Source organism: Streptomyces sp. NPDC107528, assembly GCF_055639295.1.
Genome location: NZ_JBVKAV010000002.1, coordinates 777,430 through 801,696, shown reverse-complemented (window position 1 = coordinate 801,696; position 24,267 = coordinate 777,430). Strand labels below are relative to the sequence as shown.

General features: G+C 71.6%; 22 protein-coding genes and 1 pseudogene. 11 read left to right on the top strand and 12 right to left on the bottom strand.

Annotated elements, in window-relative coordinates; all coding sequences use genetic code 11:
- The first annotated feature begins 90 nt into the window (after positions 1–90).
- Complete coding sequence (locus tag ACZ7L5_RS08680) at positions 91–1,077, top strand: endonuclease/exonuclease/phosphatase family protein (protein WP_471515473.1); 987 nt, start codon at positions 91–93, stop codon at positions 1,075–1,077.
- A gap of 7 nt (positions 1,078–1,084) precedes the next feature.
- Positions 1,085–1,609, top strand: a complete 525-nt coding sequence (locus ACZ7L5_RS08675) for a class I SAM-dependent methyltransferase (protein WP_471515471.1) — start codon at positions 1,085–1,087, stop codon at positions 1,607–1,609.
- Positions 1,610–1,615: 6 nt separating this feature from the next.
- On the opposite strand, the gene ACZ7L5_RS08670 is transcribed toward ACZ7L5_RS08675, so the two are convergent.
- The gene (locus ACZ7L5_RS08670) at positions 1,616–3,568 is read right to left on the bottom strand and encodes an FUSC family protein (protein ID WP_471515469.1); all 1,953 of its coding nucleotides are present in this window, start codon (positions 3,566–3,568) and stop codon (positions 1,616–1,618) included.
- Between the two features lie 232 nt (positions 3,569–3,800).
- On the opposite strand from ACZ7L5_RS08670, the pseudogene ACZ7L5_RS08665 reads away from it, so the two are divergent.
- The 4 genes and pseudogenes from ACZ7L5_RS08665 to ACZ7L5_RS08650 form a co-directional block, all read left to right on the top strand.
- A pseudogene (locus tag ACZ7L5_RS08665) lies at positions 3,801–3,956 on the top strand (dihydrofolate reductase family protein); the annotation flags it as partial.
- A 70-nt stretch (positions 3,957–4,026) separates the two neighbouring features.
- Positions 4,027–7,386 (top strand): S8 family peptidase, encoded by a 3,360-nt coding sequence (locus ACZ7L5_RS08660; RefSeq protein ID WP_471515467.1) that lies wholly within the window; start codon positions 4,027–4,029, stop codon positions 7,384–7,386.
- 106 nt (positions 7,387–7,492) lie between these two features.
- The gene (locus ACZ7L5_RS08655; RefSeq protein ID WP_471515465.1) at positions 7,493–7,909 is read left to right on the top strand and encodes a RidA family protein; all 417 of its coding nucleotides are present in this window, start codon (positions 7,493–7,495) and stop codon (positions 7,907–7,909) included.
- Positions 7,906–8,373 carry a GNAT family N-acetyltransferase gene (locus tag ACZ7L5_RS08650; protein WP_471515463.1) on the top strand — a complete coding sequence of 156 codons (468 nt, stop codon included), beginning with the start codon at positions 7,906–7,908 and terminating at the stop codon, positions 8,371–8,373. The genes ACZ7L5_RS08655 and ACZ7L5_RS08650 overlap by 4 nt, the downstream gene beginning before the upstream one ends.
- Here ACZ7L5_RS08650 and ACZ7L5_RS08645 read toward each other — a convergent pair whose 3' ends face one another.
- Together ACZ7L5_RS08645 and ACZ7L5_RS08640 are read right to left on the bottom strand one after the other, a co-directional pair.
- Positions 8,374–9,093 (bottom strand): aspartate/glutamate racemase family protein, encoded by a 720-nt coding sequence (locus ACZ7L5_RS08645; protein ID WP_471515461.1) that lies wholly within the window; start codon positions 9,091–9,093, stop codon positions 8,374–8,376.
- Positions 9,094–9,098: 5 nt separating this feature from the next.
- The gene (locus ACZ7L5_RS08640; protein ID WP_471515459.1) at positions 9,099–10,583 is read right to left on the bottom strand and encodes an NCS1 family nucleobase:cation symporter-1; all 1,485 of its coding nucleotides are present in this window, start codon (positions 10,581–10,583) and stop codon (positions 9,099–9,101) included.
- A 179-nt stretch (positions 10,584–10,762) separates the two neighbouring features.
- Here ACZ7L5_RS08640 and ACZ7L5_RS08635 point away from each other — a divergent pair, with 179 nt between their 5' ends.
- Complete coding sequence (locus ACZ7L5_RS08635) at positions 10,763–11,437, top strand: GntR family transcriptional regulator (RefSeq protein ID WP_471515458.1); 675 nt, start codon at positions 10,763–10,765, stop codon at positions 11,435–11,437.
- 19 nt (positions 11,438–11,456) lie between these two features.
- Here the strand turns inward: ACZ7L5_RS08635 and pip are convergent, their stop codons facing one another.
- Positions 11,457–12,419: a prolyl aminopeptidase gene (gene pip / locus ACZ7L5_RS08630; RefSeq protein ID WP_471515456.1), complete on the bottom strand. Its 963-nt coding sequence runs from the start codon at positions 12,417–12,419 to the stop codon at positions 11,457–11,459.
- Positions 12,420–12,456: 37 nt separating this feature from the next.
- Positions 12,457–13,161, bottom strand: coding sequence for a uracil-DNA glycosylase (locus tag ACZ7L5_RS08625; protein ID WP_363034604.1), 705 nt, complete (start codon positions 13,159–13,161; stop codon positions 12,457–12,459).
- A gap of 104 nt (positions 13,162–13,265) precedes the next feature.
- Here ACZ7L5_RS08625 and ACZ7L5_RS08620 point away from each other — a divergent pair, with 104 nt between their 5' ends.
- Positions 13,266–13,796 carry an RNA-binding S4 domain-containing protein gene (locus ACZ7L5_RS08620; RefSeq protein ID WP_471515454.1) on the top strand — a complete coding sequence of 177 codons (531 nt, stop codon included), beginning with the start codon at positions 13,266–13,268 and terminating at the stop codon, positions 13,794–13,796.
- A 93-nt stretch (positions 13,797–13,889) separates the two neighbouring features.
- Here the strand turns inward: ACZ7L5_RS08620 and ACZ7L5_RS08615 are convergent, their stop codons facing one another.
- Both ACZ7L5_RS08615 and ACZ7L5_RS08610 read right to left on the bottom strand, forming a co-directional pair.
- The gene (locus ACZ7L5_RS08615) at positions 13,890–14,345 is read right to left on the bottom strand and encodes a DoxX family protein (protein ID WP_365064944.1); all 456 of its coding nucleotides are present in this window, start codon (positions 14,343–14,345) and stop codon (positions 13,890–13,892) included.
- Positions 14,346–14,455: 110 nt separating this feature from the next.
- Positions 14,456–15,367 carry an acyltransferase domain-containing protein gene (locus ACZ7L5_RS08610; RefSeq protein ID WP_362378349.1) on the bottom strand — a complete coding sequence of 304 codons (912 nt, stop codon included), beginning with the start codon at positions 15,365–15,367 and terminating at the stop codon, positions 14,456–14,458.
- A 73-nt stretch (positions 15,368–15,440) separates the two neighbouring features.
- Here ACZ7L5_RS08610 and ACZ7L5_RS08605 point away from each other — a divergent pair, with 73 nt between their 5' ends.
- Positions 15,441–15,707 carry a DUF6343 family protein gene (locus ACZ7L5_RS08605; protein WP_471515451.1) on the top strand — a complete coding sequence of 89 codons (267 nt, stop codon included), beginning with the start codon at positions 15,441–15,443 and terminating at the stop codon, positions 15,705–15,707.
- A 7-nt stretch (positions 15,708–15,714) separates the two neighbouring features.
- Here ACZ7L5_RS08605 and ACZ7L5_RS08600 read toward each other — a convergent pair whose 3' ends face one another.
- From ACZ7L5_RS08600 to rpsA, 4 genes are all read right to left on the bottom strand, one after another.
- Positions 15,715–16,095, bottom strand: a complete 381-nt coding sequence (locus tag ACZ7L5_RS08600) for a tetratricopeptide repeat protein (RefSeq protein WP_328882338.1) — start codon at positions 16,093–16,095, stop codon at positions 15,715–15,717.
- A 50-nt stretch (positions 16,096–16,145) separates the two neighbouring features.
- The gene (gene coaE, locus ACZ7L5_RS08595) at positions 16,146–16,781 is read right to left on the bottom strand and encodes a dephospho-CoA kinase (RefSeq protein WP_471515449.1); all 636 of its coding nucleotides are present in this window, start codon (positions 16,779–16,781) and stop codon (positions 16,146–16,148) included.
- A gap of 78 nt (positions 16,782–16,859) precedes the next feature.
- Positions 16,860–17,798, bottom strand: coding sequence for a PAC2 family protein (locus ACZ7L5_RS08590; RefSeq protein ID WP_328882336.1), 939 nt, complete (start codon positions 17,796–17,798; stop codon positions 16,860–16,862).
- Positions 17,799–18,061: 263 nt separating this feature from the next.
- Complete coding sequence (gene rpsA / locus ACZ7L5_RS08585; protein WP_328882335.1) at positions 18,062–19,564, bottom strand: 30S ribosomal protein S1; 1,503 nt, start codon at positions 19,562–19,564, stop codon at positions 18,062–18,064.
- 378 nt (positions 19,565–19,942) lie between these two features.
- Here rpsA and ACZ7L5_RS08580 point away from each other — a divergent pair, with 378 nt between their 5' ends.
- Together ACZ7L5_RS08580 and hrpB are read left to right on the top strand one after the other, a co-directional pair.
- The gene (locus tag ACZ7L5_RS08580) at positions 19,943–20,773 is read left to right on the top strand and encodes a class I SAM-dependent methyltransferase (RefSeq protein ID WP_471515874.1); all 831 of its coding nucleotides are present in this window, start codon (positions 19,943–19,945) and stop codon (positions 20,771–20,773) included.
- A gap of 16 nt (positions 20,774–20,789) precedes the next feature.
- Complete coding sequence (hrpB, locus tag ACZ7L5_RS08575) at positions 20,790–23,267, top strand: ATP-dependent helicase HrpB (RefSeq protein WP_471515446.1); 2,478 nt, start codon at positions 20,790–20,792, stop codon at positions 23,265–23,267.
- Here the strand turns inward: hrpB and pgfA are convergent.
- Positions 23,257–24,249 carry a cell envelope lipid trafficking protein PgfA gene (gene pgfA / locus ACZ7L5_RS08570; protein WP_471515444.1) on the bottom strand — a complete coding sequence of 331 codons (993 nt, stop codon included), beginning with the start codon at positions 24,247–24,249 and terminating at the stop codon, positions 23,257–23,259. The genes hrpB and pgfA overlap by 11 nt on opposite strands.
- Positions 24,250–24,267 lie beyond the last annotated feature (18 nt).

Sequence of the window (24,267 nt, the reverse complement as noted above, 5' to 3'; positions counted from 1 at the left end):
TATCCCGTCGGCGCTCTGTCCCGGCGGCGTGGGCACGTGCACTCTGGCCTCACCACCGCCCGTCGTAAGGCTTCCGGAAAGGGGCCCGACATGCTCCTCGGTACCTGGAATCTAGAGAATCTGATGCTGCCGGGCAGTGGTGACGGCGCGCCCGAGACCGACGCCGAGTACGAGGCGAAGGTGGCGTCCCTCGCCTCGGTGATCACCGCGCTCGACCCGATGCTGCTGGGCGTCCAGGAGGTCAAGCAGGAGGAGGCGCTCGACGACCTGGTCCGGGCGGTGGGCGGGGAGTGGCACACCGCGCTCTCCCGGCACCGGGACGCCCGCGGCATCCGAGTCGGCTTCATCAGCCGTACGCCGATGCGGGTGCGTCGGGACACGCGCGTGTTCGCGCAGAAGCTGCGCCCCGTGCAGAGCGACGACGGCGCACAGCCCGGCGATCACGACCAGGAGTCGAGCCGCGGCTTCCTGGCGGTGGAGGTCGACACGGCGGACGGGCCCCTGCGAGTGGCCGTGGCGCACCTCAAGTCGAAGCTGCTGACGTACCCGGGCAATGGCAGCAAGTCGCGCTTCCATCCGCACAACGAGGCCGAACGGGCGCGCTTCGGCGCCTACGCCCTCTATCGCCGGGCAGCCGAGGCGGCAACTCTGCGCGGCCTCGCGGACTTCCTGCTCGAGGACGACGGGCGCGAGCGGGACGTGGCCGTCCTCGGTGACATGAACGACGTGGTGAACGCCGCGACGACGCAGATCCTGCTCGGCCCTCCGGGATCCGAGCTCGACCGGGAACGCGCCTTCAGGAAACCCGATCTGGGCGATGCGCTCCGGCTGTGGAACGTGGCCCCGCTGATACCCGTGAAGCGGCGCTTCTCCCGCGTCAACTTCGGACGCGGGGAGCTGATCGACCACGTCCTGACCAGCCACCGTCTGGTCCACCGCGTCTCGGAGGCGGGCACGGGCCTGCCCGACCAGCAGGACCGGGCCCTCGAACTGCCGTCGGTCGGCGAGGACCCGACGGAGCGGGTCGGGACGCCGGGGTCGGACCACGCGCCGGTGTGGATACGGTTCGGCGACTGACACCGCGGTGCCACGGGGGCCGGTCCCGGAGCGCCTGACCTGGGCGGTGGAGAACCTTGACCTCGCGCCCGGCGACCGAGTGCTGGAGATCGGCTGCGGCCGGGGTGTCGCGGTGGCCCTGCTCTGCGAACGGCTCACCTCGGGCACGGTGACCGCGATCGACCGCTCGGCAACGGCGGTGGAGGCGGCGCGGCGCCGTAACGAAGAGTGCGTGGCGGCGGGCAGGGCGGTCCTCCACACGGCCTCCCTGGAGGAGTCCGCCTTCCCCGACGCGTCCTTCGACAAGATCCTCGCCGTCAACGTGAACCTGTTCTGGGTGCGCTCCCCGGACCGGGAGTTGGCCGCGCTGAGACGCTGGCTGGCACCGGGCGGCTCCCTGTGCCTGTGCTGGGAGCCGCCGGACGCGCGCCGGGCCGAGGAGATCGCCGGGAAGGTGTCGGCGGCCGTGGCGTCGCGGGGGTTCGTGGCGGAGGTGCGGGTGGGGGTGACCGGGGCGGGCAGCAGGTTGGTGTGCGTGCGGGCACGGGGCTGACGGACATCACCCGGCGAGGGGGACGTCGGTGGTCGCGGGACCCCGTGGCCCGTGCAGCCCGGCCCGGTCGCGCTTCTCACCGAGTTCCGCCAGCAACTCGGTGAGCCGGTCGGTGTGCCAGGGCGTGAGCAGGCCCGAGTCGTCGAGGTGCACGGCGCAGGCGGTGGTCGCGTCGACGAGCTGTTCGAGGGTGGCGACGATCTCGTCCGCACCCTCCGTGTGCCGGGCGAGCGCGGGAAGTTCGGCGGCGGCGAGGGCATTGGCGGTACGGGCCTCGGCGAGCGCACGGTAGGCCTCGCGGCGCAGGGTCCAGCGGACGGCGCGGGAGTCGGTGCAAGGCGGGTCGGTCTCGTACGGCAGGCGGGGGGCGTCGGCCTCGCGCCGAGCAGAGGTGGCCTCGGACTCCCGCAGCACATGCGCGAGGTAGGCATGTGCCGCCCGGTCGGCCGTCGCGAGGCGGGACCGTACGCCCCCACCCCGCTGCCCGGGCATCGGCAGGTGCCCCACGACCAGCACGATCGCGCAGGCCAGCAGCGTCTCGCCGATCCTGCTGACGGAGGCCTGGGGCTCGCCGCCCACCATGACCAGGGCGAGCACGAGAACGGTCACGACGGCGGTCTGGGCGGCGAAGTGCCGGGTGGCCACGGGAATCAGGGCGCCGCTGAGAGCCACGAGCGCGATGAGCCCTTCCGGCCGGGGCAGTACGGCAGCGAACCCTGCGAAGAGCAGGGCTCCCAGCATGGTGCCGGCGGCCCGGCACAGCACCCGGGACGCGAGCGGCCCGAGGTCCGGCTTGACGAGGAAGACGGCGGTGGCGGGGAGCCAGTACCAGTGCTCGTGCTGCCCGTACCACTGGGTGTGGTGCAGCGCCTGGGCGATGGCGGCGCTGGCCCCGAAGCAGAGGGCGACGCGCAGGCCGTACTCCCGACCGCCGGCCCCGAACACGGAGCGGGCGAGATCCGCGGCGGTACGGCGCCGGGTGTGCAGGTCACGGTTGCCGCGGCCCCGGTCGAAGGTCTCGGCGGCGTGCAGCAGGGCATCGTCCAGGGCGCGCAGGGCGGGCGCGGAGCGGGAGGGCGCCGGGAGGGGCCCGGTGTGGGTGTTGCCGCGTACGGCGGCGGCGAGGCGCCGGGGGCCTTCGGAGGCCCGCGCGGGCACCGCTTCCCCGGCCCAGGCGCGCGCGGTGGCGGCCTCGGCGAGGGGCAGTGCGGCCGCGTACTGCGCGTGCAGCCGCCGCTCGGTGGACGAGGAGGCGTACCGCCGCAGCCGGGGCCCGGTGAGGGCGTCCTGCGCATGGTCCAGGGCTGCGGTGAGCGCGACCCGGCGGGCGGTGGCGTGCCGGGTGCCGACGGCGTCGAGGAGGTCCGCGACGGCGTCGTACACGTCGGCTACGGCGTCACGCTCGCCGTCGAACCGGAAGTCACCGACGAGGGAGCCGGGCGTGGGGAGCGCCAGCCGCAGCCCGAGCAGCCAGGCGGCACCGCCGAGGTAGGCGAGCGCCCGCAGCCACCCGCTCTCCGGCAACGGCATCCCCGCCCCGATGGCGGAAGCGACGAGCAGTTGCGTACCGGCGGCGGAGGCAACGGGCCCGACGGCGCTGATCCCTCCCGCGAAGAGGCCGAGCCCGGTGAGGAGGAGGGTGAGCGGAACGGCCCCGAGACGGTCCCCCGCCATCGTCCCGGCGAAGAGCCCGACCGCCCCTGCCAGCGCGGGCACCCCGAGCCGGTGGACGGAGACACGACGGCTGCCGGGACGGTCGTTGATCCCGGCGAGCATGGCGGCGATGGCGGCGACGACCCCGAGAGAGGCCCGGCCGGCGAGCACGGCGACGAGGAGGAGCGGCCCGGCGGCCAGGGCTCCCCGGAGCACGGCACTCCAGGGGACCGGGCCGCGCTGGGCGCGCAGGGTGTGGGCGAGCCAGGGCGGGAGAGCGAGGGCCGGACGTGCGGGGCGGGACACAGGGCTCCTGTCGGGGCGAGGGCGGGGGTGTGCCTTCGGGCGACGGTGGCCGGGCTCGGGCTGGGCTGTGGTGTCCACGGTAGGGCGAGCTCTTGGAGGCTGTGGGACGCCGACGTTTCGGGGATGTGACGATGCGTGGAAACGCCACGTTCTTTATGAACGCAACTCCGGGCGAGGACCTCCGCCGCGCCGTCTTACTCGACGGCTCAATCGTCGGGCCGGACGGCGGCTTCGAACGGTCCCGAAGGTGGTCTTCTCCACCACGCTGTCGGCGGTGCAGGGCAATGCCCGCCTGGACTCCGGCAGCCTGGCGGAGGAGATCGAGCGGTTGCGGGCCGAGCCCGGGGAGGACGACATCGTGATCGGGTGTTCCTCGCTCCCCCCGGAGAACCGTTCCCGCCCCACGTGCGTGATACCGGAGAACGCGTTGGCATGCACACGAGGGCGGGGGAACGCGAGTGGGGTTCACAGCACGCGCGAGAACGGCGGCACTGGCCGCCGTGGTGGCCGGGACGCTGGTCACGGGGGCGGTATCGGCAGGCGGCCGGCCGGCGCAAGCCGCCGGCTCCGCGGCGCAGGACGGGACGAAGGCCCGGGCGAAGGGGAAGCCACCGGCCACCGTCACCTTGATCACCGGCGACCGTGTGACCGTCGGCTCCGACGGCCGGGTGGTTCGGCTCGTCCCGGGCAAGAGCCGCAAGAAGATCGGCTTCTCGGTGCGACGGGAGACCGGCCACACGTATGTCGTCCCGCAGGACGCCCTGCGGCTGGTCGCCGACGGGGTGCTCGACCGGCAGCTCTTCGACGTCGCGCAGCTGGTCAAGGACGGGTACGACGACGCACACCGCACCACGCTGCCGCTGATCGTCGGCTACCGCCAAGGCGACGCCGGAGCAAGGGACTTGGTCATCGGCGGCGACCCGTTCGCGGACCTGGCCGTGCGCGAGCGCCGTACGCTGCCCGCGGTCGGCGGCGAGGCCTTCGAGGCACCCAAGGCAGGCGCGCCGGCGCTGTGGGCGGCCGTCACGGGCCGGTCTTCGGCCCGTACGTCAGGCGGTACGGCCGCCCCCGCGCGGCCCGTCGCCCATGTCTGGCTGGACGCGAAGGTCCGCGCCTCCCTGGCCGAGAGCGTGCCGCAGATCGGCGCGCCCGCCATGTGGGAGTCGGGCTACACCGGCAAGGGCATCAAGGTGGCGGTCCTGGACTCGGGTGTGGACGAGACCCACCCGGACCTCAAGGGCGTCGAGACGGCGCAGAAGAACTTCAGCGAGTCCCCCGTCGTCGAGGACCGCTACGGCCACGGCACGCACGTGTCCTCCATCATCGCCGGGAGCGGTGCGAAGTCCGGGGGCCGCTACAAGGGCGTGGCGCCCGACGTGAAGCTGCTGGACGGCAAGGTCCTGGGCGATGACGGCTTCGGAGAGATCTCGAACATCGTCGCCGGCATGCAGTGGGCCGTCGACCAGGGCGCCAAAGTCGTCAACATGAGTCTGGGCGCCCGCGACACCCCGGGTGTCGACCCGATGGAGGCGGCGGTCGCCCGGCTCTCCGGCAAGGCCCTGTTCGTGGTGGCCGCGGGCAACGAAGGCGACGGGCCCCACACGATCGACACGCCCGGCAGCGCCCCCGCGGCCCTCACCGTCGGCGCCGTGGACAAGCAGGACCAGATCGCCGACTTCTCCAGCCGCGGCCCGAACCTCGACGGCACGCCCAAGCCGGACATCACCGGCCCCGGCGTGGACATCACCGCCGCCCTGACCACGCAGAGCGAGGAGCCTTCGGGCGAGGACTACATAGCGCAGTCCGGCACGTCGATGGCCTCCCCGCACGTCGCGGGCGCCGCAGCCCTGGTGCTCCAGCAGCACCCGGACTGGAGCGGAGCCCGGCTGAAGGCGCTCCTGACCGGTTCGGCCAAGCCCAACCCGCAGCTGAACGCCCATCAGCAGGGCGCGGGCCGGGTGGACCTGGCGCGCGCCGCCACCGCCTCGGTCGTCTCCGAGCCCGGCTCCCTCGGCTTCGGCCTGCACGCCTGGCCGCACGCCGACGACAAGCCGGCCGCCAAGACCCTCACCTACCGCAACTATGGGACCCAGGCCGTCACCCTGCGGCTGAGTGCCTCCGGGACCGGCCCGTCGGGCGGCCCCGCCCCGGACGGCATGTTCACCGTCAGGGACGCCCGGCTCACCGTTCCGGCCGGCGGCACCGCGAAGACCACCGTCACCGCCGACACACGCAAGGGCAGCGTCGACGGCGTCTTCGGCGGCACCGTGCTGGCGAGCGGGGACGGCCGGCAGGTGCGCACCGGCCTGGTGGTCGAGCGGGAGGTGGAGTCGTACGACGTCACGGTGCGGCACATCGACGCCGACGGCGCGAGCCCGCCCACCTACGCGACGACGGTCAACCCCGTCGACGGGTCCGGCAAGTACGTGGAACTCCCGTACAGCGCGAACGGCACGGTGGTCCAGCGGCTGCCCAAGGGCTCCTACCAGTTGGAGAGCCTGGTCTTCGCCGAGGACAACGAGGTGGGCTTCTTCGTCCAGCCGGTTCTGGACGTGGCCCGGAACGTCACGGTCACCCTCGACTCCCGCAAGGCCAAGCCGTTCGTCGTGAAGGCCCCGGATCCGGCCGCGAAGCTCGTCACCTCCACCGTCGGTTACTACGACGAGGCCCTGGGCGTGGGCAACACCTGGTCCAGCAACGGCGTGCCGCCGATGCGCACCGCCGCGCTCGGCCCGGCGTCCGACACGCTGCGGGCTCAGTTCAGCGGGGTGTGGAAGACGCCAGGCGCGGCCGGCAGGAACGTCGACCACCGGCTCGCCTTCAACCGCAAGGGGAGCTTCTTCACCGGCCTGACCCGCACTCTCACCCGGGCCGACGTCGCCGAGGTGAAGCTCGGCTTCGGCGCGTCCGTCACGGGAGCCAAGGGCACGGTCGACATCACGCCGATGGACGAACGCGGGATGACCATCGACACAACGGAACCGCAGGAGCAGACCCTGCCGCAGGCCACCACGCACTACCTCAGCACGGCCGGCGTGCGCTGGTCCTGGAGGGCCGCACAGCTCAACGCCGGCAGCGAGGTCCGCATGCTCTATACGAAGGACCTGGTGACCTACAAGCCGGGCTCCACCCACACACTGCGGTTCAACACCGGTGTCGTCGGCCCCGATCTCGCGGCAGGGAGGGCTCAGGACCAGGGCGCCGAGCGGACCGGTGACTACATCAGCGCCAGGATCCCGCTGTTCAACGACGGCAGCGGCAACCCGGGTTCCTCGATCGTCACCGGCGGCTTCGCCCGGCTGGAATCCGGCGGGCGGGTCCTCGCCGAGGCCCCGGCGACGGACTGGGTGGGCGCCGAGGTTCCCGCCGCCTCGGCCGCGTACCGCTTGACTCTCGAGGCGAGCCGCTCCGCCGAGGACACCTCCACCAGCACGAAGGTGGCAGGGGTGTGGACGTTCACTTCGGCCCGGCCGGCGTCGGACGGCACGGCCAGGCTGCCGCTGTCGACGGTGCGGCTCGCGCCGAAGCTGAGCCTGAAGGGGACGGCTCCGGCGGGCGGCACGCTCACCGTGCCGCTGAAGCTGAGCGGCGCCGCCGCCGCGGCCGGGCAGGTCGCCGCGCTGACCGTGAACGTCTCCTACGACGGCGGCCGGACCTGGAAGCCGCTCACCGTGACGACCGACGCCAAGGGCGCGCGCTCGGTGAGCGTGAAGCACCCGGCGACCGCCAAGGCCGTGTCCTTCCGGGTGGACCTGAAGGACAAGGGCGGCAACACCATGCGCGAGACGATCACCAACGCGTACCGGCTGGCTCCGTGAGGTGACGGTGCGACCGGCGCTGGGATATTCGGATGCGAGGAGGGGGGCGGGCGCGCATGATCGGCGGATTGACCGCCGACTGCGCTGCACCGTCCCAGGAGCTCCCATGATCCGACGCGTCACCTCCCCCGCGCTCTTCCCGCCCCCCACCTACTCCCACGCCTCCGTCGTCGAAGCCGGCACGAAGCTCGCCTTCCTCGCGGGTTCCGTGCCCCTCGACCGCGACGGGAACCTCGTCGGTGAGGGAGATCCGGTGCGGCAGGCCCAGCAGGTGATCGCCAACCTCGCAGTACAACTGGAGGCGATCGGCAGCGACTTGGCGCACGTCCTGGCGAGCGACGTGTACGTGGTGAGCGGTGAGCCGGCGGTGCTGTCCGCCGTCTGGGAGGTCGTCGAGGCGTCCGGGCTGAGCGTCGGTCCGCACTCGTCGACGCTGCTCGGGGTCGCCTGCCTCGGATACACGGGGCAGTTGGTGGAGATCACGGCCACGGCCGCCGTCCCGGAAGGGGCGCCGCGCCTATGACGCCCGTAGCGCTCCGCCGCGCCAGGCCCACCGATGCCGGTGCCGCGGCCGATGTCTGGCTGCGCTCGTTCGCCGCCGCCCTGCCGACGGTCGTCCGGCCGCGCACCGACGACGATGTGCGGACGTACTTCCGGGAGGTGGTGGTGCTGCTCAGGGAGACCTGGGTCGCCGAGGCCGCCGACCGCATCGTCGGCCTGATGGTCCTCGACACCGATCAGCTCTCCCAGCTCTACCTGGATCCCGACTGGCGCGGCCGTGGCATCGGCGACCGTCTGGTCGACCTCGCCAAGCGGCGCCGCCCGAACGGGCTGAGCCTGTGGACCTTCCAGGTCAACAAGCCCGCCCACCGGTTCTACGAGCGCCACGGCTTCGTCGCCGTCGAGTACACGGACGGCAGCGGGAACGAGGAGCAGGAGCCGGACGTGCGGTACATCTGGCAGCCCGGCCGACCCGATTCCCGGTGATCACTCCTGCGTCCGCCCCCACACCCGCCCCTTGGGCAACGGCCGCGCATACCCCCCGACCCGGCTCGTCCTCAGCCCCAACCCCACCAGCGATTCGGCGAGTTTCACGGCCGCGCCCACCCCGTCGACCACGGGAACCCCCAGCTTCTCCCCCAGGGCCCGCTGCAGCCCTGTCATCCCGGCACAGCCCAGCACCAACACCTCCGCACCCGCGTCCCGTGCCCGTTCGGCCGCCTCCAGGAAGGCGGACTCGGTGCGTTCGGCGTCCTCCAGTTCCAGCACTCCGAGCCCCGTACCGATCACGGCGACGCAGTTGCGGCCCACCCCGGCCGTGTCGAGGCTGTCCTCGATCTGCCCGCACGAGCGCTCCAGCGTGGTCACCACCCCGTACCGGCGCCCGAGCAGACAGGCCAGGTGCGCGGCGGCCTCCGTGATGTCGACGACCGGTACGTCCACCAGCTCCCGGACGCCTTCGCGGCCATGCTCCCCGAAGCCGGCCATGACGACCGCGTCGTAGGCGGGACCGTCGTACGTCCGCAGCGCGTCCATCACCGCCGCCGCCGAGAGGTAACTGTCGAGCCAGCCCTCGGCCGACTCGGGTCCCCACCCGGGGGTCAGCCCGAGCACGGTGGTGCCCGGGCCTGCGGCGGCCCGGGCACCGCGTACGATCTCCTCGGTCATCTCCTGCGTGGTGTTGCAGTTGGTGACGACGATCCGCACGTTCTTCAGACCTCCCGCGCCACGGACCCGGCAGCCGGCTCGTCGGCCCCGGCGGCTCGCTCATCGCGGCACAGCACCAGATACAGCCCCGCCGCCATCGCCGTCCCGATGAACCACGAGTACGGCGCCACATCGCTGAACGTCTTCACCAACGCCAGTACCGCCACGACCCCCGCCGCCGGCAGGAAGGCCCACAGCGCCCTGGGGTTGACGCCCTTGCGGCAGTAGTAGCGCGAGCCCGGCGCGGCGGAGAACAGTTCGTTCACGTCCACCCGGCCCCGCTTGACCAGGTAGTAGTCGACCATGATCACACCGAACAGGGGCCCCAGGAAGGCACCGAGGCCGCCGAGGAAGTAGTTGACGACCGTCGGGTTCGAGAACAGGTTCCACGGCGTCACCACGAGCGCCGCCACCGTGCTGATCATGCCGCCGACCTTGAAGGTGATCTTCTGCGGCCAGACGTTGGCCAGGTCGTACGCCGGAGAGACGAAGTTGGCGACGATGTTGACCCCCATCGTGGCGATGGCGAACGTCAGGGCGGCGAGCACCAGGACCCAGGTGTTGCCGACCTTCGCGACCAGTTCCGCCGGATCCGTGATGGCCTCCCCGAACACCTCCAGCGAACCGGCCGTGACGATCACCGAAACGACCACGAAGGCGGTGGAGTTGATGGGCAGACCCCAGAAGTTGCCCTTGCGGACCGTCCGGTAGTCCGGCGCGAAGCGCGAGAAGTCGCAGAAGTTGAGCATCAGCGTGCCGTACGTGGCGAGGATCAGGCCGATCGCGCCGAACCACTGCCGCCACTGCTCGCCGACGGACACCGGGTGCGGGGTGGTCGTGAGCGAGATCGTCCAGCCGGCCTTGGCGAGGATCCACACCGCCAGCGCGATCATCACGATCCAGATCGCCGGGCCGCAGAAGTCCTGGAACTTGCGCACCGACTCCATGCCCCGGCTGATGATCAGCGCCTGGATCAGCCACAGGGAGAGGAACGACACCCAGCCGAGCGCGTCCAGACCCAGGAAGGAGCTGTGCGTCCAGGACTCCAGACCCGGCCACGCGGCCAGCAGCATGATGTTGACGGCGACGGAGGCCAGATAGGTCTGGATGCCGTACCACATGATGGCGATCACGGCCCTGATCAGCGCCGGGATGTTCGCACCCCACACCCCGAAGCTGATCCGGCTGACGACCGGGAACGGGACGCCGTGCCGCTGGCCGATCCTGCCCATCCAGTTCATGCCGATGTAGATGAGCACGAAGCCGACGAGCAGGGACGTGAAGACCTGCCACACGTTCATGCCGAGGACCAGCAGACCGGCCGCGAACGTGTAGTTGCCGAGGTTGTGGACGTCGGACATCCACATGGCGAAGAGATCGAAGACCTTCCAGTTGCGCTTGCCCGCGGGCGCGAGGTCTTCGTTGGTGAGCCGGGGATCGGGTACGAACGCTGGTGTGCCGGTGACTTCGGCACGGTCGGCGAGGGACACGGGGCCTCCAGGAGCCGGGGGACGGAGGACTGCTTATGGAGGGGCGCCTTGTGAACGGGCACCGAGGCGCGCGTTTGGTATACCAAACTGCGCACATGGTCCTCCCGTCAACCGTTCTGACCGATGTCGCTGCCGTTAACGCTCCGTAAATCACACCCGGAGTCGGCGAAGATGGCCCCATGAGCTCCTCGACGAAGACCGAACCCCTGGGTGCGGTACGGGAACGCGTCCTGGCGACCCTGCGGCAGGACATCATCGCCGGCCGCCTCCGGCCCGGTGACCGGCTCGTCGAGCGGGAGCTGGCCGAGCGCCTCGGGGTCTCGCGCGTTCCGGTCCGCGAGGCGATCCGGGCCCTGGTCGCCGAGGGCTTCGTCCAGTTCGAGTCGGCCCGCCGTACGGTCGTACGCCGGCTGACCCCGGCCGACGTCAAGGAACTCTTCGAACTGCGCGAGGCCCTGGAGGTGTACGCGGCCGGGCTCGCCGCGTCACGGGCGACGCCGGACGATCTCGCCGAGGTGGAGGCGCTCCTCGACCAGGCTGCCGCCGCGACCGAGGCGGGTGACGCGGAAGCGATCACGGACGTCAACAGCCGGCTGCACGACCGCATCGTCGCCATGGCCGGCAACACCCTGCTGATCGAGGCTCTGGAACCGGTCGCCGGCCGCCTGCGCTGGATGACCCGGAGGAACGAGGAGTGGCCCCAACTCCTCGTGGAGCACCGTGAGTTGTTCGAGGCAATCGCCTCGGGCGACCCGAACCGGGCCCGCGCGCACGCACTCACCCACGTGCGCACCAACCACCGCTCGACGGTACGGCAGCTCTTCGGCGAGGCGGCGGCCGAGGAACTCTCCTAGCGACCGCCGTACTTGACCGTCATCGGTCCGCGTACTTGTCCGTCGCCGCCACCAGCGCCGCCGCCACGGTCGGTGCCCCCGCGTCGTGCCCCACGTCGTCGACGACGACCAACTCGCTGCCGGGCCAGGCCTGGTGGAGCCGCCACACGGTCCCCAGCAGGTTGCCGAAATCGAGGCTGCCCTGGACCAGGGTGCCGGGGATGCCCTTCAGCAGCGGGGCGTCCCGCAGGACGACACCCTCGTCGTTGCCCTCGCCCAGGAAGTGGTCGTTGCCGAAGTAGTGCGTGACGGTACGGGCGAAAGCCATACGGAACCGCTCGTCCTCGTATCTCGGGACCGACCGGGGCGGGGCGGGGGCGCACGCCGTCTCCCAGTCCGTCCAGGCCCGCGCCGCCCGCACCCGGACGCGGGGGTCAGGCGACTCGATCAGCTTGTTGTACGCGGCGGCGAGATTGCTTTCGCGCTCCCCGGGCGGCAGCCCACCCAGGAACTGCTGGAACTCCGCCGGGAAGATCCGTCCCAACCCCCGGGTCAGCAGGGACACTTCAGGGTTCGACCCGGTGGCGACCCCGGTCAGCACCAGCTCGGACACGGCCCCGGGACGCGTCTGCGCATACCGCAGCCCCAGCACCGACCCCCACGACACACCCCACACCAGCCAGCGCCCGATGCCGAGGTGCCGTCGCAGCAGCTCCAGGTCGGCGATGAGATGAGCCGTCGTGTTCACGCTCATGTCGGTCTCGTACACGCTCGCGTGCGGCGTCGAACGCCCGCACCCGCGCTGGTCGAGCAGCACGATCCGGTACGCGGCCGGATCGAACAGCCGCCGGAAGTACGGGGTGCAGCCGGAGCCCGGCCCGCCGTGCAGCACGAGCGCGGGCTTGCCGTGCGGGTTCCCGCAGGTCTCCCAGTAGACGTGGTTGCCGTCGCCGACGTCGAGCATGCCGTGGTCGTACGGTTCGATCTCCGGGTAGAGCGTCATCCGGGCACCGTATCGACGGCCCGACCGCCCACGCCCCTCATTTCAGGCCGGCCGCCTCCGCCGCCGTACGCAGCACGTCCCGCAGCATCTCGGGCGTGAGCCTGCCGGTGAAGGTGTTGCGCTGGCTGACGTGGAAGCACCCGAAGAGGTCGAGCCCGGCGCGGCCGTCGGCGCCGTCCAGCGGGACCCGCGCCCCGTGCGCGAAGGCCGGCCGCGGCCTGGGCACGCTCCACCCCGCCTCCACCAGCGCGGGCAGCGTCGCCTGCCAGCCGAAGGCGCCCAGTACGACGACCGCCCGCACGGTCGGGCGCAGCAGCCTCAGCTCCTGCACCAGCCAGGACCGGCAGGTCTCCCGCTCATCCGGCGTGGGTTTGTTGGCGGGCGGTGCGCAGTGCACCGGGGCCGTGACGCGCACGCCGTACAGCTCCAGGCCGTCCCCGACGGCGACGGAGGTGGGCTGCGAAGCGAGGCCCACGTCGTACAGCGCCTGGTAGAGCACGTCTCCGGAGCGGTCCCCGGTGAACATCCGCCCGGTGCGGTTGCCCCCGTGCGCGGCCGGGGCGAGCCCGATGATCAGCAGCCGGGCGTCGGGCGGGCCGAAGCCGGGCACCGGGCGGCCCCAGTACGTCTGGTCGGCGAAGGCCGCGCGCTTGGTGCGGGCCACTTCCTCACGCCAGTCGACCAGCCGTGGGCAGGCCCGGCAGCCCGCGATTCTGCGGTCGAGATCGGCCAGTGCGTCCACAGCTCCACCGTAAAGCCGTCGCGGCCCCGCACGGGGACTCCATGCGGGACGCCGTGCGAGGAGTGCGAGGACTGCGAGGGCCGGGACGGGACTAAGGTCGAGGCATGGCTTCCGAGGATGACGAGGAGAACGCCGGCAGCACGGCCGAGGGGCAGCCGGACACGGCCGACGCGCAGGCGGCCGTCGACCCCGAGGTCGCCGCCGCCGTGGCCGCGGCCGAGGCCGCCGGTGCGCAGAGCGGCGAGTCCGTACGGATCGACAGCTGGATCTGGGCCGTACGTCTGGTCAAGACCCGCTCCATGGGCGCCACCGCCTGCAAGGGCGGCCACGTACGCGTGAACGGCCAGAACGTGAAGCCCTCCCACGCCCTGCGCATCGGCGACGAGGTGCGCCTGCGCCAGGAGAACCGGGAGCGGATCGTCATCGTCAAGCGGCTCATCCGCAAACGGGTCGGCGCACCGGTGGCGGTCCAGTGCTACGTCGACAACTCGCCCCCTCCCCCGCCGCGCGAGGCCGTCGCCCCGGCCGGCATCCGCGACCGCGGCACGGGCCGCCCGACCAAGCGGGACCGCCGCGAGCTGGAACGACTCCGCGGGCTCATGGGCGGCGACGCGGAACGACCGCGCGGACGGTGACATACGACGGTGGCGTCCGGCAGGCCGACAAGGCCCGGTCCGGACGCCACCGAAGTCGTTTCGCGCAGGCGCACGCGCGCACAGGCGCACCTGTCAGGCGCGTCGTCGCACCAGCCGCAGCAGATCCGCGTTCGAGCTCCGCCGCGCCCAGGCGATCAGGGCGAGGGGCACGATGAGGATGAGCGGCGTCGCCGCGTTCTCGCCGCCGTAGGCGGTGATCGTGACGACGAACGCGCCGACCATCAGCGCGCTCAGCGCCATCGCCGCCACCGACTGCAGCACCGGGATCAACAGCGCTATGGCCCCGGCCAGTTCGAGCGCTCCGATGGTGTACATGCCCGCGCTGCCCCAGCCCAGCTCGTCGAAGCCCTCGGCGGCCGACGGGTGCGCGATCAGCTTGGGCAGCGCGCTCGCGATCGCGTAGAAGAGGGCGAGCAGAATCTGCAGGCCGCGCAGGGCGATGCGGGCACGGCGACCGCGCGGGGTGGCGGACTCGGCGATGACGGTGCCGGAGGTGCGGGCCGTGGCGGAGGCGGTGGTCTCGGACATGAGGGTCTCCTGGGTGAAGCGTTCCGTGGTGATGTCGGTGAGGTAGACCGGGGCCGGCTCCGGAACTCATCGCCGTGGGACGGCAATTCGTCATCACCGTACGAAGAACTTCACCCGCGCCCGTCGAACGGCAGCCATCCGTGCCCCACATACCAGTGACCGCCCGCCCGCAGATGGTCCCCGACGGCCCGCTCCACGGCCGTGCGCCGCGGCAGGCTGTCGACCGGCAACTCCGGGTCGCCGAAGACGAACTGGACCGGCTCGCTGTCGGCCTGTTCCCTGTCCTCGTGGGCGACGCGGAACCGCTCCTGGAAGCCCACGATGTTGGAGTCCGAGGGCAGGTACTTCCTCAGCTGCGGGTCCAGCAGCCAGGAGTGGCAGGTCGCCACTTCGTACCGCTCCTGCGGAAAGTGCGCGGCGAAGAACTCCCGGGCCAGCGCCAGGGACCGGTCGACCGCGGCCGGTGACAGCGGCCCGTAGAAGTCGGGGATGTGCACATTGAGGCAGCCCGAGTCGGGGCCCACGTCGAGCCCGGCCGCCGCGAGCCTCGTCCCCGCACGCTGCCCGAGCCGTGCCCGCTCGAACTGCAGCCGCCCCAGCTGGTACAGCTCGCCGCGGAAGTGATGGACGAGCCACCACGGTGCCTGCACGCCCGTCCTGCCATGGCGTCTGCGGTGCACGGCCATGTTCCGCCCGAGGTCGGCGAGGGTGCGCCGGGAGACGTCGGCGGGGATGCCGCGCTCGCGGTGGTAGGCCCGCGTGGACGGCAGCGCCGCGACGAACACGTACACCGGGAAGCAGCGGCGCAGGGGGCCCGCGGCCCAATCGAGGTCGGGCAGGTCGACCGCGCCGCCGACCTGGCCGATCCCCCGGACGAGCTCGTCGACGGACCGCTCCAGGTGCTGCCGCAGCTCCGGGTCGTCCGTCACCCGTGGGCCCATCCGCACGAGGTCGTTGATGTCCTCATGGGGTACTCCGAGGTCGAGCAGGCTTTCGGCCAGTTCATCGGTGTCCGGCAGCACGAGGCCCCCTTCGCGCAGTACGAGGAGTACGAGGAGTACGAGGAGTACGTTTCAAGAAGGAGTGGTGATCCCGATGCGTACGGGCAGTGAGCCGAGGACAGCGCGCAGTGCACTGCGGGCCCGTTTCTGGCTGTGCGTGTGGGGCGTGGTGTGGGCGGTCTTCGGTACCGTCGCGTTCGCGCTCGTGGGACGCCCCGGCTGGGCGGCGGCCTGCGGGGCGCTGTGGCTGGTGATCACCATCGACATGGCCATGGTCCTCAGACACATCCGTCAGGGCCCGCACTACCAGCCGGGCCGCGACATCCCCCCGTATCGCCCGCCTGAGAACCGCCACCCCTAGGCGCCGCTCACGCTTCGAACCGTGCCGCCTTGAGGTACTGCGGGTTCGGGTCGAGCGCGGCCGCCAGCCGGAAGTGGCGCTTGGCCTCCTCGGGCCGGCCTCGGCGCTCGTAGGTCCGGGCGAGCGCGAAATGCGCGAACGCGTTGTCCGGCTCGCGCTCCAGGACGATGGTGAACTCCAGCTCGGCGGGCCGCAGTTGCGCGGCGGCGAAGAAGGCACGCGCGCGCAGCAGCCGGGCGGCGGTGTTCTCCGGGTGCGCGGCGATGACTCCGTCGAGCAGCTTCACCGCGCCCCGCGGATCCCGCGCGGCGAGCAGCTGCTCGGCGGCGCGGAAGTCGATGACATGCGTCTCCGGAGTACGTCCGGGCGATCCGCTGGTCTCGGGCACGGCAAAGTCCTTCCCTCACTGGAAGGGTTCAACGCGCGATCGCGCCGGGGCTATTCCTGCGGCGAGAGGGGCGGAGGACTCCCCTGGGCCCCGTGTGCTCTGCGCACGAGCTCGTCCCAGACGTCCTTCACGCGTCGCTGAAGTTCTTCCAGTGGTACGTCGTTGTCGATGACGATGTCCGCGATCTCCAGGCGCTTGTCACGCGTCGCCTGCGCGGCCATACGCGCGCGTGCGTCCTCCTCGGTCATGCCGCGCAGCCGGACGAGCCGGTCGAGCTGGGTCTCGGGGCCGGCGTCGACCACGACCACCACGTCGTACAGCGGTGCCAGGCCGTTCTCCGTGAGGAGCGGGACGTCGTGGACGACGACGGCGTCCTCGGTGGCGGCCTCTTCGAGTTCGCGGGAGCGGGCGCCGACGAGGGGGTGCACGATCGAGTTCAGTACGGCGAGCCGGTCGGGGTCGGCGAAGACGATCGAGCCCAGCTTGGGCCGGTCCAGGCTGCCGTCCTCGGTGAGCACGTCCTCGCCGAACGCCTCGACGACGGCGGCGAGGCCGGGGGTCTCGGGTGCGACGACCTCCCGCGCGATCCGGTCCGCGTCGATCAGCACGGCCCCGTGCTCCACGAGCAGCCGCGACACCTCGCTCTTACCGGCTCCGATGCCCCCGGTCAGGCCCACCTTCAGCATGACCCGAAGCTTAGGGCCTGCCACTGACACAGCGCCGGGCAGGCCGTACTTCCCCTCGACCGCCGTCTCCGGAGGCCCTCAGTTGTCGCCTTCCCGTTCCGCCAGGAACCGCTCGAACTCCCGCCCGATCTCGTCCGCCGACGGGATGTCCACCGGCTCGGCGAGCATGTTGCCGCGGCTCTCGGCGCCCGCGACCGCGTCGTACTGGTGCTCCAGGCCCTCGACGAGGTTGGTGAGCTCCTCGTCGCCCTCGCGGATCTGCCGGTCGATCTCGTTCTGCGTGCGGTGCGCGTCCGTGCGCAGGGAGTGCGCGATGCCGGGCAGGACCAGCCCGGTCGCCGCGGTGACCGCCTCCAGGACGGTGAGCGCCGCGTCCGGGTACGGGGAGCGGGCGATGTAGTGCGGGACGTGCGCGGCGACGCCCAGGACGTCGTGCCCGGCCTCCATCAGCCGGTACTCGACCAGGGACTCGGCGCTGCCGGGCACCTGCGCCTCGTCGAAGGGGCTGCGGTGGCCGGGGACGAGGTCGACGCGATTGCCGTGCGGGGTGACGCCGACCGGGCGGGTGTGCGGGACGCCCATCGGGATGCCGTGGAAGTTCACCGACAGACGCACCCCGAGGCGCTCCACGATCTCCTTGACGGCCGCGGCGAAGCGCTCCCACTCCACGTCCGGCTCGGGCCCGGACAGCAGCAGGAACGGCGCGCCGGTGGCGTCCTGGACGAGCCGCACCTCGATCGCGGGATCCTCGTACTCGGCCCAGCGGTCGCGCTTGAACGTCAGCAGCGGGCGACGGGCGCGGTAGTCCACCAGCCGGTCGTGGTCGAAGCGGGCGACGACCTGGTGGGGCAGCGAGTCCAGAAGTCCGTCGACGATCTGGTCGCCGGTCTCACCCGCGTCGATGTATCCGTCGAAGTGGTAGAGCATGACAAGGCCGGCCGACTCCTGGGCAAGCGCCATGTCGACAACGGCGAGGCCCTTCGGCTCCCATGCGTACAAACCCTGCGGATCAAGCACTGTGACCGCTCCTCCTCGTGTTCATACGCCACAACACCCTTACGGGCGTGGGCATTCCCGAGGAAGGAGCTCATTGATCTTGCCGGGCTCGGCAACGCCCCTTCAGGGGCGCGGGGCTGTATCGATTTGCGGCTCCGCCGCGTGGGCGCGACAAGCCCCCACCGGGCCGCAGCCGAAGGAACGACCTACCGGGGCAGCACTGAGGGGCCGCACCTCGAAAGGTACGGCCCCTCAGTCAACGGCTAAGCCTCAGCGGCGAGCGTTCAGCTCTGGCCGCCCGCCAGCTTCTCGCGCAGCGCGGCAAGCGCCTCGTCCGAGGCAAGCGCGCCGGAGTTGTCCGGGCCCTCGGAGGAGTAGGAACCGCCGCCACCGGACGCGGCCGGAGCCGCACCCGCCGCGTCGCCACCCTCGGCGGCAGCCGCAGCGTCCGCCTCGCGGGACTTGATGACCTGGGCCTGGTGCTGCTCGAAGCGCTGCTGCGCCTCGGCGTACTGGCCCTCCCAAGCCTCGCGCTGGGTCTCGTAGCCCTCGAGCCAGTCGTTGGTCTCGGGGTCGAAGCCCTCGGGGTAGATGTAGTTGCCCTGGTCGTCGTACGAGGCAGCCATGCCGTACAGGGTCGGGTCGAACTCGACCGAGGCCGGGTCGGCACCGAAGGACTCGTTGGCCTGCTTCAGCGAGAGGCTGATGCGGCGGCGCTCGAGGTCGATGTCGATGACCTTGACGAAGATCTCGTCGTTGACCTGGACGACCTGCTCCGGGATCTCCACGTGGCGCTCGGCCAGCTCGGAGATGTGGACCAGACCCTCGATGCCCTCGTCCACGCGGACGAACGCACCGAACGGAACCAGCTTCGTGACCTTACCGGGCACGACCTGACCGATCTGGTGGGTCCGGGCGAACTGCTGCCACGGGTCTTCCTGCGTCGCCTTCAGCGACAGGGAGACACGCTCGCGGTCCATGTCGACGTCGAGAACCTCGACGGTGACTTCCTGGCCGACCTCGACAACCTCGGAGGGGTGGTCGATGTGCTTCCAGGAGAGCTCGGAGACGTGGACCAGACCGTCGACGCCACCCAGGTCCACGAAGGCACCGAAGTTGACGATCGAGGAGACGACGCCGGAACGGACCTGACCCTTCTGGAGGGTGGTGAGGAACGTCTGGCGGACCTCGGACTGGGTCTGCTCCAGCCAGGCACGGCGGGACAGGACCACGTTGTTGCGGTTCTTGTCCAGCTCGATGATCTTGGCCTCGAGCTCCTTGCCCACGTAGGGCTGGAGGTCGCGAACGCGGCGCATCTCGACCAGGGAGGCCGGGAGGAAGCCACGGAGGCCGATGTCGAGGATGAGACCACCCTTGACGACCTCGATGACGGTACCGGTGACGATGCCGTCCTCTTCCTTGATCTTCTCGATGGTGCCCCAGGCGCGCTCGTACTGGGCGCGCTTCTTCGAGAGGATCAGGCGGCCTTCCTTGTCCTCCTTCTGGAGAACAAGGGCTTCGATCTCGTCACCGACGGCGACGACCTCGTTGGGGTCGACGTCGTGCTTGATCGAGAGCTCTCGGCTCGGGATGACACCTTCGGTCTTGTAACCGATGTCGAGCAGGACCTCGTCCCGGTCGACCTTCACGATGACGCCGTCGACGATGTCGCCGTCGTTGAAGTACTTGATCGTCTCGTCGATCGCGGCGAGGAATGCTTCCTCGTTACCGATGTCGTTGACCGCAACCTGCGGGGTGGTGGCGGTGGTCTCGGTGCTGCTCGTCATGTGGGAAAGGGCTCCGGTACGGACATTGAGTCGTAGGTACTGCTACGCCGGGAGCCCGTATCGCTCTGAAGAAGCCGGACAGCCAAGGAAGCGCCCCACCAGGGAAAGGTGATGGCGCCTCGAAAACCGAGGGGACATACAACAGATGCGAGCGCAGCCTGCTACGTCTGAGGTGCGCAGGCCCGCAGCGCAACTTGTAGCATACGGGGGCAGCCGGACAGGGTCAATGCGCGAAGCCGCCCACCCGGGGCGGATCGCCGCATACCCGGCACAAAACGTGTCTCCTGAGGCCACGCAGGCCTTGGAGCACCCCTCACGTGACACCACCGTGAGGGCCCCGCGCCGTTCAGGTGACGGAAGAGTACGACGAGGGAGCCGATCATCCAAGAGTACGAACCGGAGGCCACGCGCCGTGAGTCCGGCGTTGCGGAGAGCTCGCACGCCAACCGTGGCTGGTGGGACCGGAACGCGGACGAGTACCAGACCGAGCACGGCACGTTCCTCGGCGACGATCGTTTCGTCTGGGGCCCCGAGGGCCTGGACGAGGTGGAGGCCGAGCTGCTCGGCCCGCCGGAGGACCTCAAGGGCAAGGACGTCCTGGAGATCGGCGCCGGCGCGGCTCAGTGCTCGCGCTGGCTGACCGCGCAGGGGGCCCGCCCGGTCGCCCTGGACATCTCCCACCGCCAGCTCCAGCACGCGCTGCGCATCGGCGGTGCGTTCCCCCTGGTGTGCGCCGACGCGGGCGCCCTCCCCTTCGCCGACTCCTCCTTCGACCTGGTGTGCTCGGCGTACGGCGCGCTGCCGTTCGTCGCCGACCCGGTGCTGGTGCTGAAGGAGGTGCGCCGGGTGCTGCGGCCGGGAGGGCGTCTCGTCTTCTCCGTGACCCATCCCATCCGCTGGGCGTTCCCCGACGAGCCGGGCCCGGAGGGTCTGTCCGTCTCGGCCTCCTACTTCGACCGCACTCCTTACGTCGAGCAGGACGACGAGGGCCGCGCGGTCTACGTCGAGCATCACCGCACGATCGGCGACCGCGTCCGGGACGTCGTGGCGGCGGGCTTGCGGCTGGTGGACCTGGTGGAGCCGGAGTGGCCGGCCTGGAACACCTCGGAGTGGGGTGGCTGGTCGCCGCTGCGCGGGAACCTGATCCCGGGCACGGCGATCTTCGTGTGCGAGCGAAGCGAGATGGGGGCACCCCCGGCCGGAGGCTGAGGGAGAGACTGAGAGCGTGATCCGTTACGACGCCCTGGACGCGCTGCCCGTACGCAGCGCCCTGCCCGGTCTGAACGACGCCCTGGACACGCACGGCACCGCGGTGCTCGTCGCGCCGCCCGGCACCGGCAAGACCACCCTGGTGCCGCTGGTGCTGGCCGGGCTGGTCGGTGAGGGACCGGCGAGGCGGGTCGTCGTGGCCGAGCCGCGGCGGATCGCGGCCCGGGCCGCCGCCCGGCGGATGGCGTGGCTGCTCGGCGAGAAGGTCGGCGAGAGCGTCGGTTACACCGTGCGCGGCGAACGGGTCGTCGGGCGGCACGCACGCGTGGAGGTCGTCACGACCGGTGTGCTGTTGCAGCGTTTGCAGCGCGACCAGGAGCTGGCGGCCGTGGACGTGGTGGTGCTCGACGAGTGCCACGAGCGGCATCTGGACGCGGACACGGTGGCGGCGTTCCTGTGGGACGTACGTCAGACGCTGCGGCCGGAGCTGCGGCTGGTGGCCGCGTCCGCGACGACGGACGCGCAGGGGTGGGCTCGGCTGCTGGGCGATGCGCCGGTGGTGGCGGCGGAGGGCGTCTCGCACCCCGTGGAGGTGGTGTGGGCACCGCCGACGCGTCCCGTGAGGCCCCCGCACGGCATGCGGGTCGACCCGGCGCTGCTGACGCACGTGGCCTCGACCGTACGACGGGCGCTGGCCGAGCGGGTGGGGGACGTGCTGTGTTTCCTGCCGGGTGTCGGCGAGATCGCGCGGGTGGCCGGGCAGCTGGGGCAGCTCGGGGACGTCGAGGTGCTGCACGTGCACGGTCGGGCGTCGGCGGCCGTGCAGGACGCGGTGCTGACCGGCGGGGAGCGGCGCCGGGTGGTGCTGGCGACGTCCGTCGCGGAGTCGTCGCTGACGGTCCCCGGGGTGCGCGTGGTCGTCGACTCCGGGCTGGCGCGGGAGCCGCGGGTCGATCACGCGCGCGGGCTGAGCGCACTGACGACGGTACGGGCCTCCCAGGCGGCCGGCCGGCAGCGGGCAGGGCGGGCCGGGCGTGAGGCGCCGGGTGCGGTGTACCGGTGCTGGGCGGAGGCGGAGGACGTGCGGCTGCCGCGGTTCCCGTCGCCGGAGATCAAGGTGGCCGACCTGACGGCGTTCGCGTTGCAGGCGGCGTGCTGGGGCGAGCCGGAGGCGACCGGGCTGGCGTTGCTCGATCCTCCGCCCACTGGAGCGATGGCGGCGGCGCGGAGCGTCCTTGCGGCCATCGGTGCGGTGGACGCCGACGGGCGGGCCACGGCGCGGGGCACCGCGCTGTCCCGGCTGGGGCTGCACCCCCGACTGGGCCGGGCGCTGCTGGACACCTCCGGTGCGGGTGCCGAGGCGGTCGCGCTGCTGAGCGAGGAGGCCCCGAGGGAGTACGGGGACGACCTGGCTGCCGCTCTGCGGGCGGCTCGGCGTGGCGGTGACGCCTATGCGGGGCGCTGGCGGGCGGAGGTGCGGCGTTTGCGGTCGAACAGCGAGAACTCGGCCGCGCAGAGCGTCGACGACCGCACCGTGGGCCTCGTCGCCGCCCTCGCCTTCCCCGAGCGGGTGGCCAGAGCCGACGGCGGTTCCTACCTCATGGCCTCCGGCACCCGCGCCGAGCTCGGTGCCGGCAGCCCGCTGCGCGGTGCCCCGTGGATCGCCGTGGCCGTCGCGGACCGTCCCGTCGGCAAGGGGCACGCGCGCGTGCAGCTCGCCGCCGTGGCGGACGAGGACATGGCCCGCTCCGCGGCAGCCTCGATGTACTCCGCGAGCCAGGAGGTCCACTGGGGCGACGGGGACGTCGTCGCCCGGCGGGTCGAGCGGCTCGGGGCGATCGAGCTCGCGGTGCGGCCCTTGCGGGACGCCGACCCCGTACTCGTACGCGATGCGCTGCTCGAAGGGCTGCGGCAGGAAGGGCTCGGCCTGCTGCGGTGGTCCCCTGACGCCGGTGTACTGCGGCAGCGGCTCGCTTTCCTGCACCTCCACCTCGGCGCGCCCTGGCCCGACGTCTCGGACGACGCGCTGCACGCGCGCGTGGACGAGTGGCTGGAGCCCGAGCTGAGCCGGGCGCGGCGGCGGGCCGATCTGGCCCGGATCGACGCCGGGCAGGCGCTCACCAGGCTGCTGCCGTGGGCCTCCGGGGAGGCGGGGCGGCTCGACGAGCTGGCGCCCGAGCGCATGGCGGTACCCAGTGGGTCCAGGATCCGGATCGACTACGGCAACCCCGAGCAGCCCGTCCTCGCCGTGAAGTTGCAGGAGATGTTCGGACTGCACGAGTCGCCGTCCGTCGCCGGCGTACCGCTCCTCGTCCACCTGCTCTCCCCCGCGGGCCGGCCCGCCGCCGTCACCGCGGACCTCGCCTCCTTCTGGAGGGACGGCTACAAGGGCGTACGGGCGGAGCTGCGCGGGCGTTATCCGAAGCATCCGTGGCCGGTGGATCCCGCCTCGGCCGAGCCGACCCGGTACACGAACGCCAGGCTCAGGCGCTGACCGGTTCCGGTTCGGTGTCCTTGGTCGGTTCCGGGTCACCGGGACGGCGGCCGCGTGCCTCCAGGTACAGGGACAGCGCCAGGAGCAGCAGGCCCAGGGCCAGGAAGCCCCACGGGAGGTACGACGTCAGCAGCAGGACCAGCGTGCGGTTGGACTTGACCAGGTCCACCGTGGAGACGATGTAGTCCTCGCGCATCTTCACGTGGCCGGCGAACGCCGTCACCTTGTCGCGGTCCCCGAGCAGGGTGCCGCCGCGCAGTTCCTCCTTGTGGATCTCCTCGCCGTAGACGGGCGCTCCGGTGAGCGGTTCGACCCAGAACTTGCGGACGGTGGTGTACCAGCGGGTCGTGCCGGTCTTGGCGACCGACTCCGGGGTGATGCCCTCGACCGGCATGGTCCTGGGGAACCTGACCTTCGTCCACGGGATGGTCTGTTCGAAGTAGTAGACCTCGACGCCGCGGAAGTTCTGGGTGCCCTTGTAGTGGATGGGGGCGGTGATGCGGGCCTGCGCGTCGAAGTACTCGTAGTCCCGTTTCTCCGTCAGGAAGGGCCACTTGAACTCGATGCCCTGCCGCTTCACGGGGTCGCCGTCGACCATCTCACCGGTGACATGAACGGGTTCCTGGGTGTGGGCGTCGAAGATGTAGCGCTCGGGGATCTTGGAGACCATCTTGCCGTCGGGGCCGACGACGTAGGACAGACCGTCCCAGACCACCACGTCCTTGCCGGCCGTCTTCTCGATCTTCTCCGAGGCTTCGACGTTGCCCTTGAGCGTCTGCACGATGGTGACCTTGGAGACCTTGCGGGCCTCCATCGTGCCGTAGTCGAGGAGGGTCGCGTCCTTCGCCTCCAGGACCATGTCCTGGTACTGGTTGGCCGGGATCTTGGCCAGGCGCGGGAAGGCGTACCAGCGCAGCAGCGGGGACAGCGCCGCGAAGAACACGGCGAGGGCGAGCAGGACCAGGCCGGCCTTGCGGCGCATCTCGGCCTCCCTCCCGGA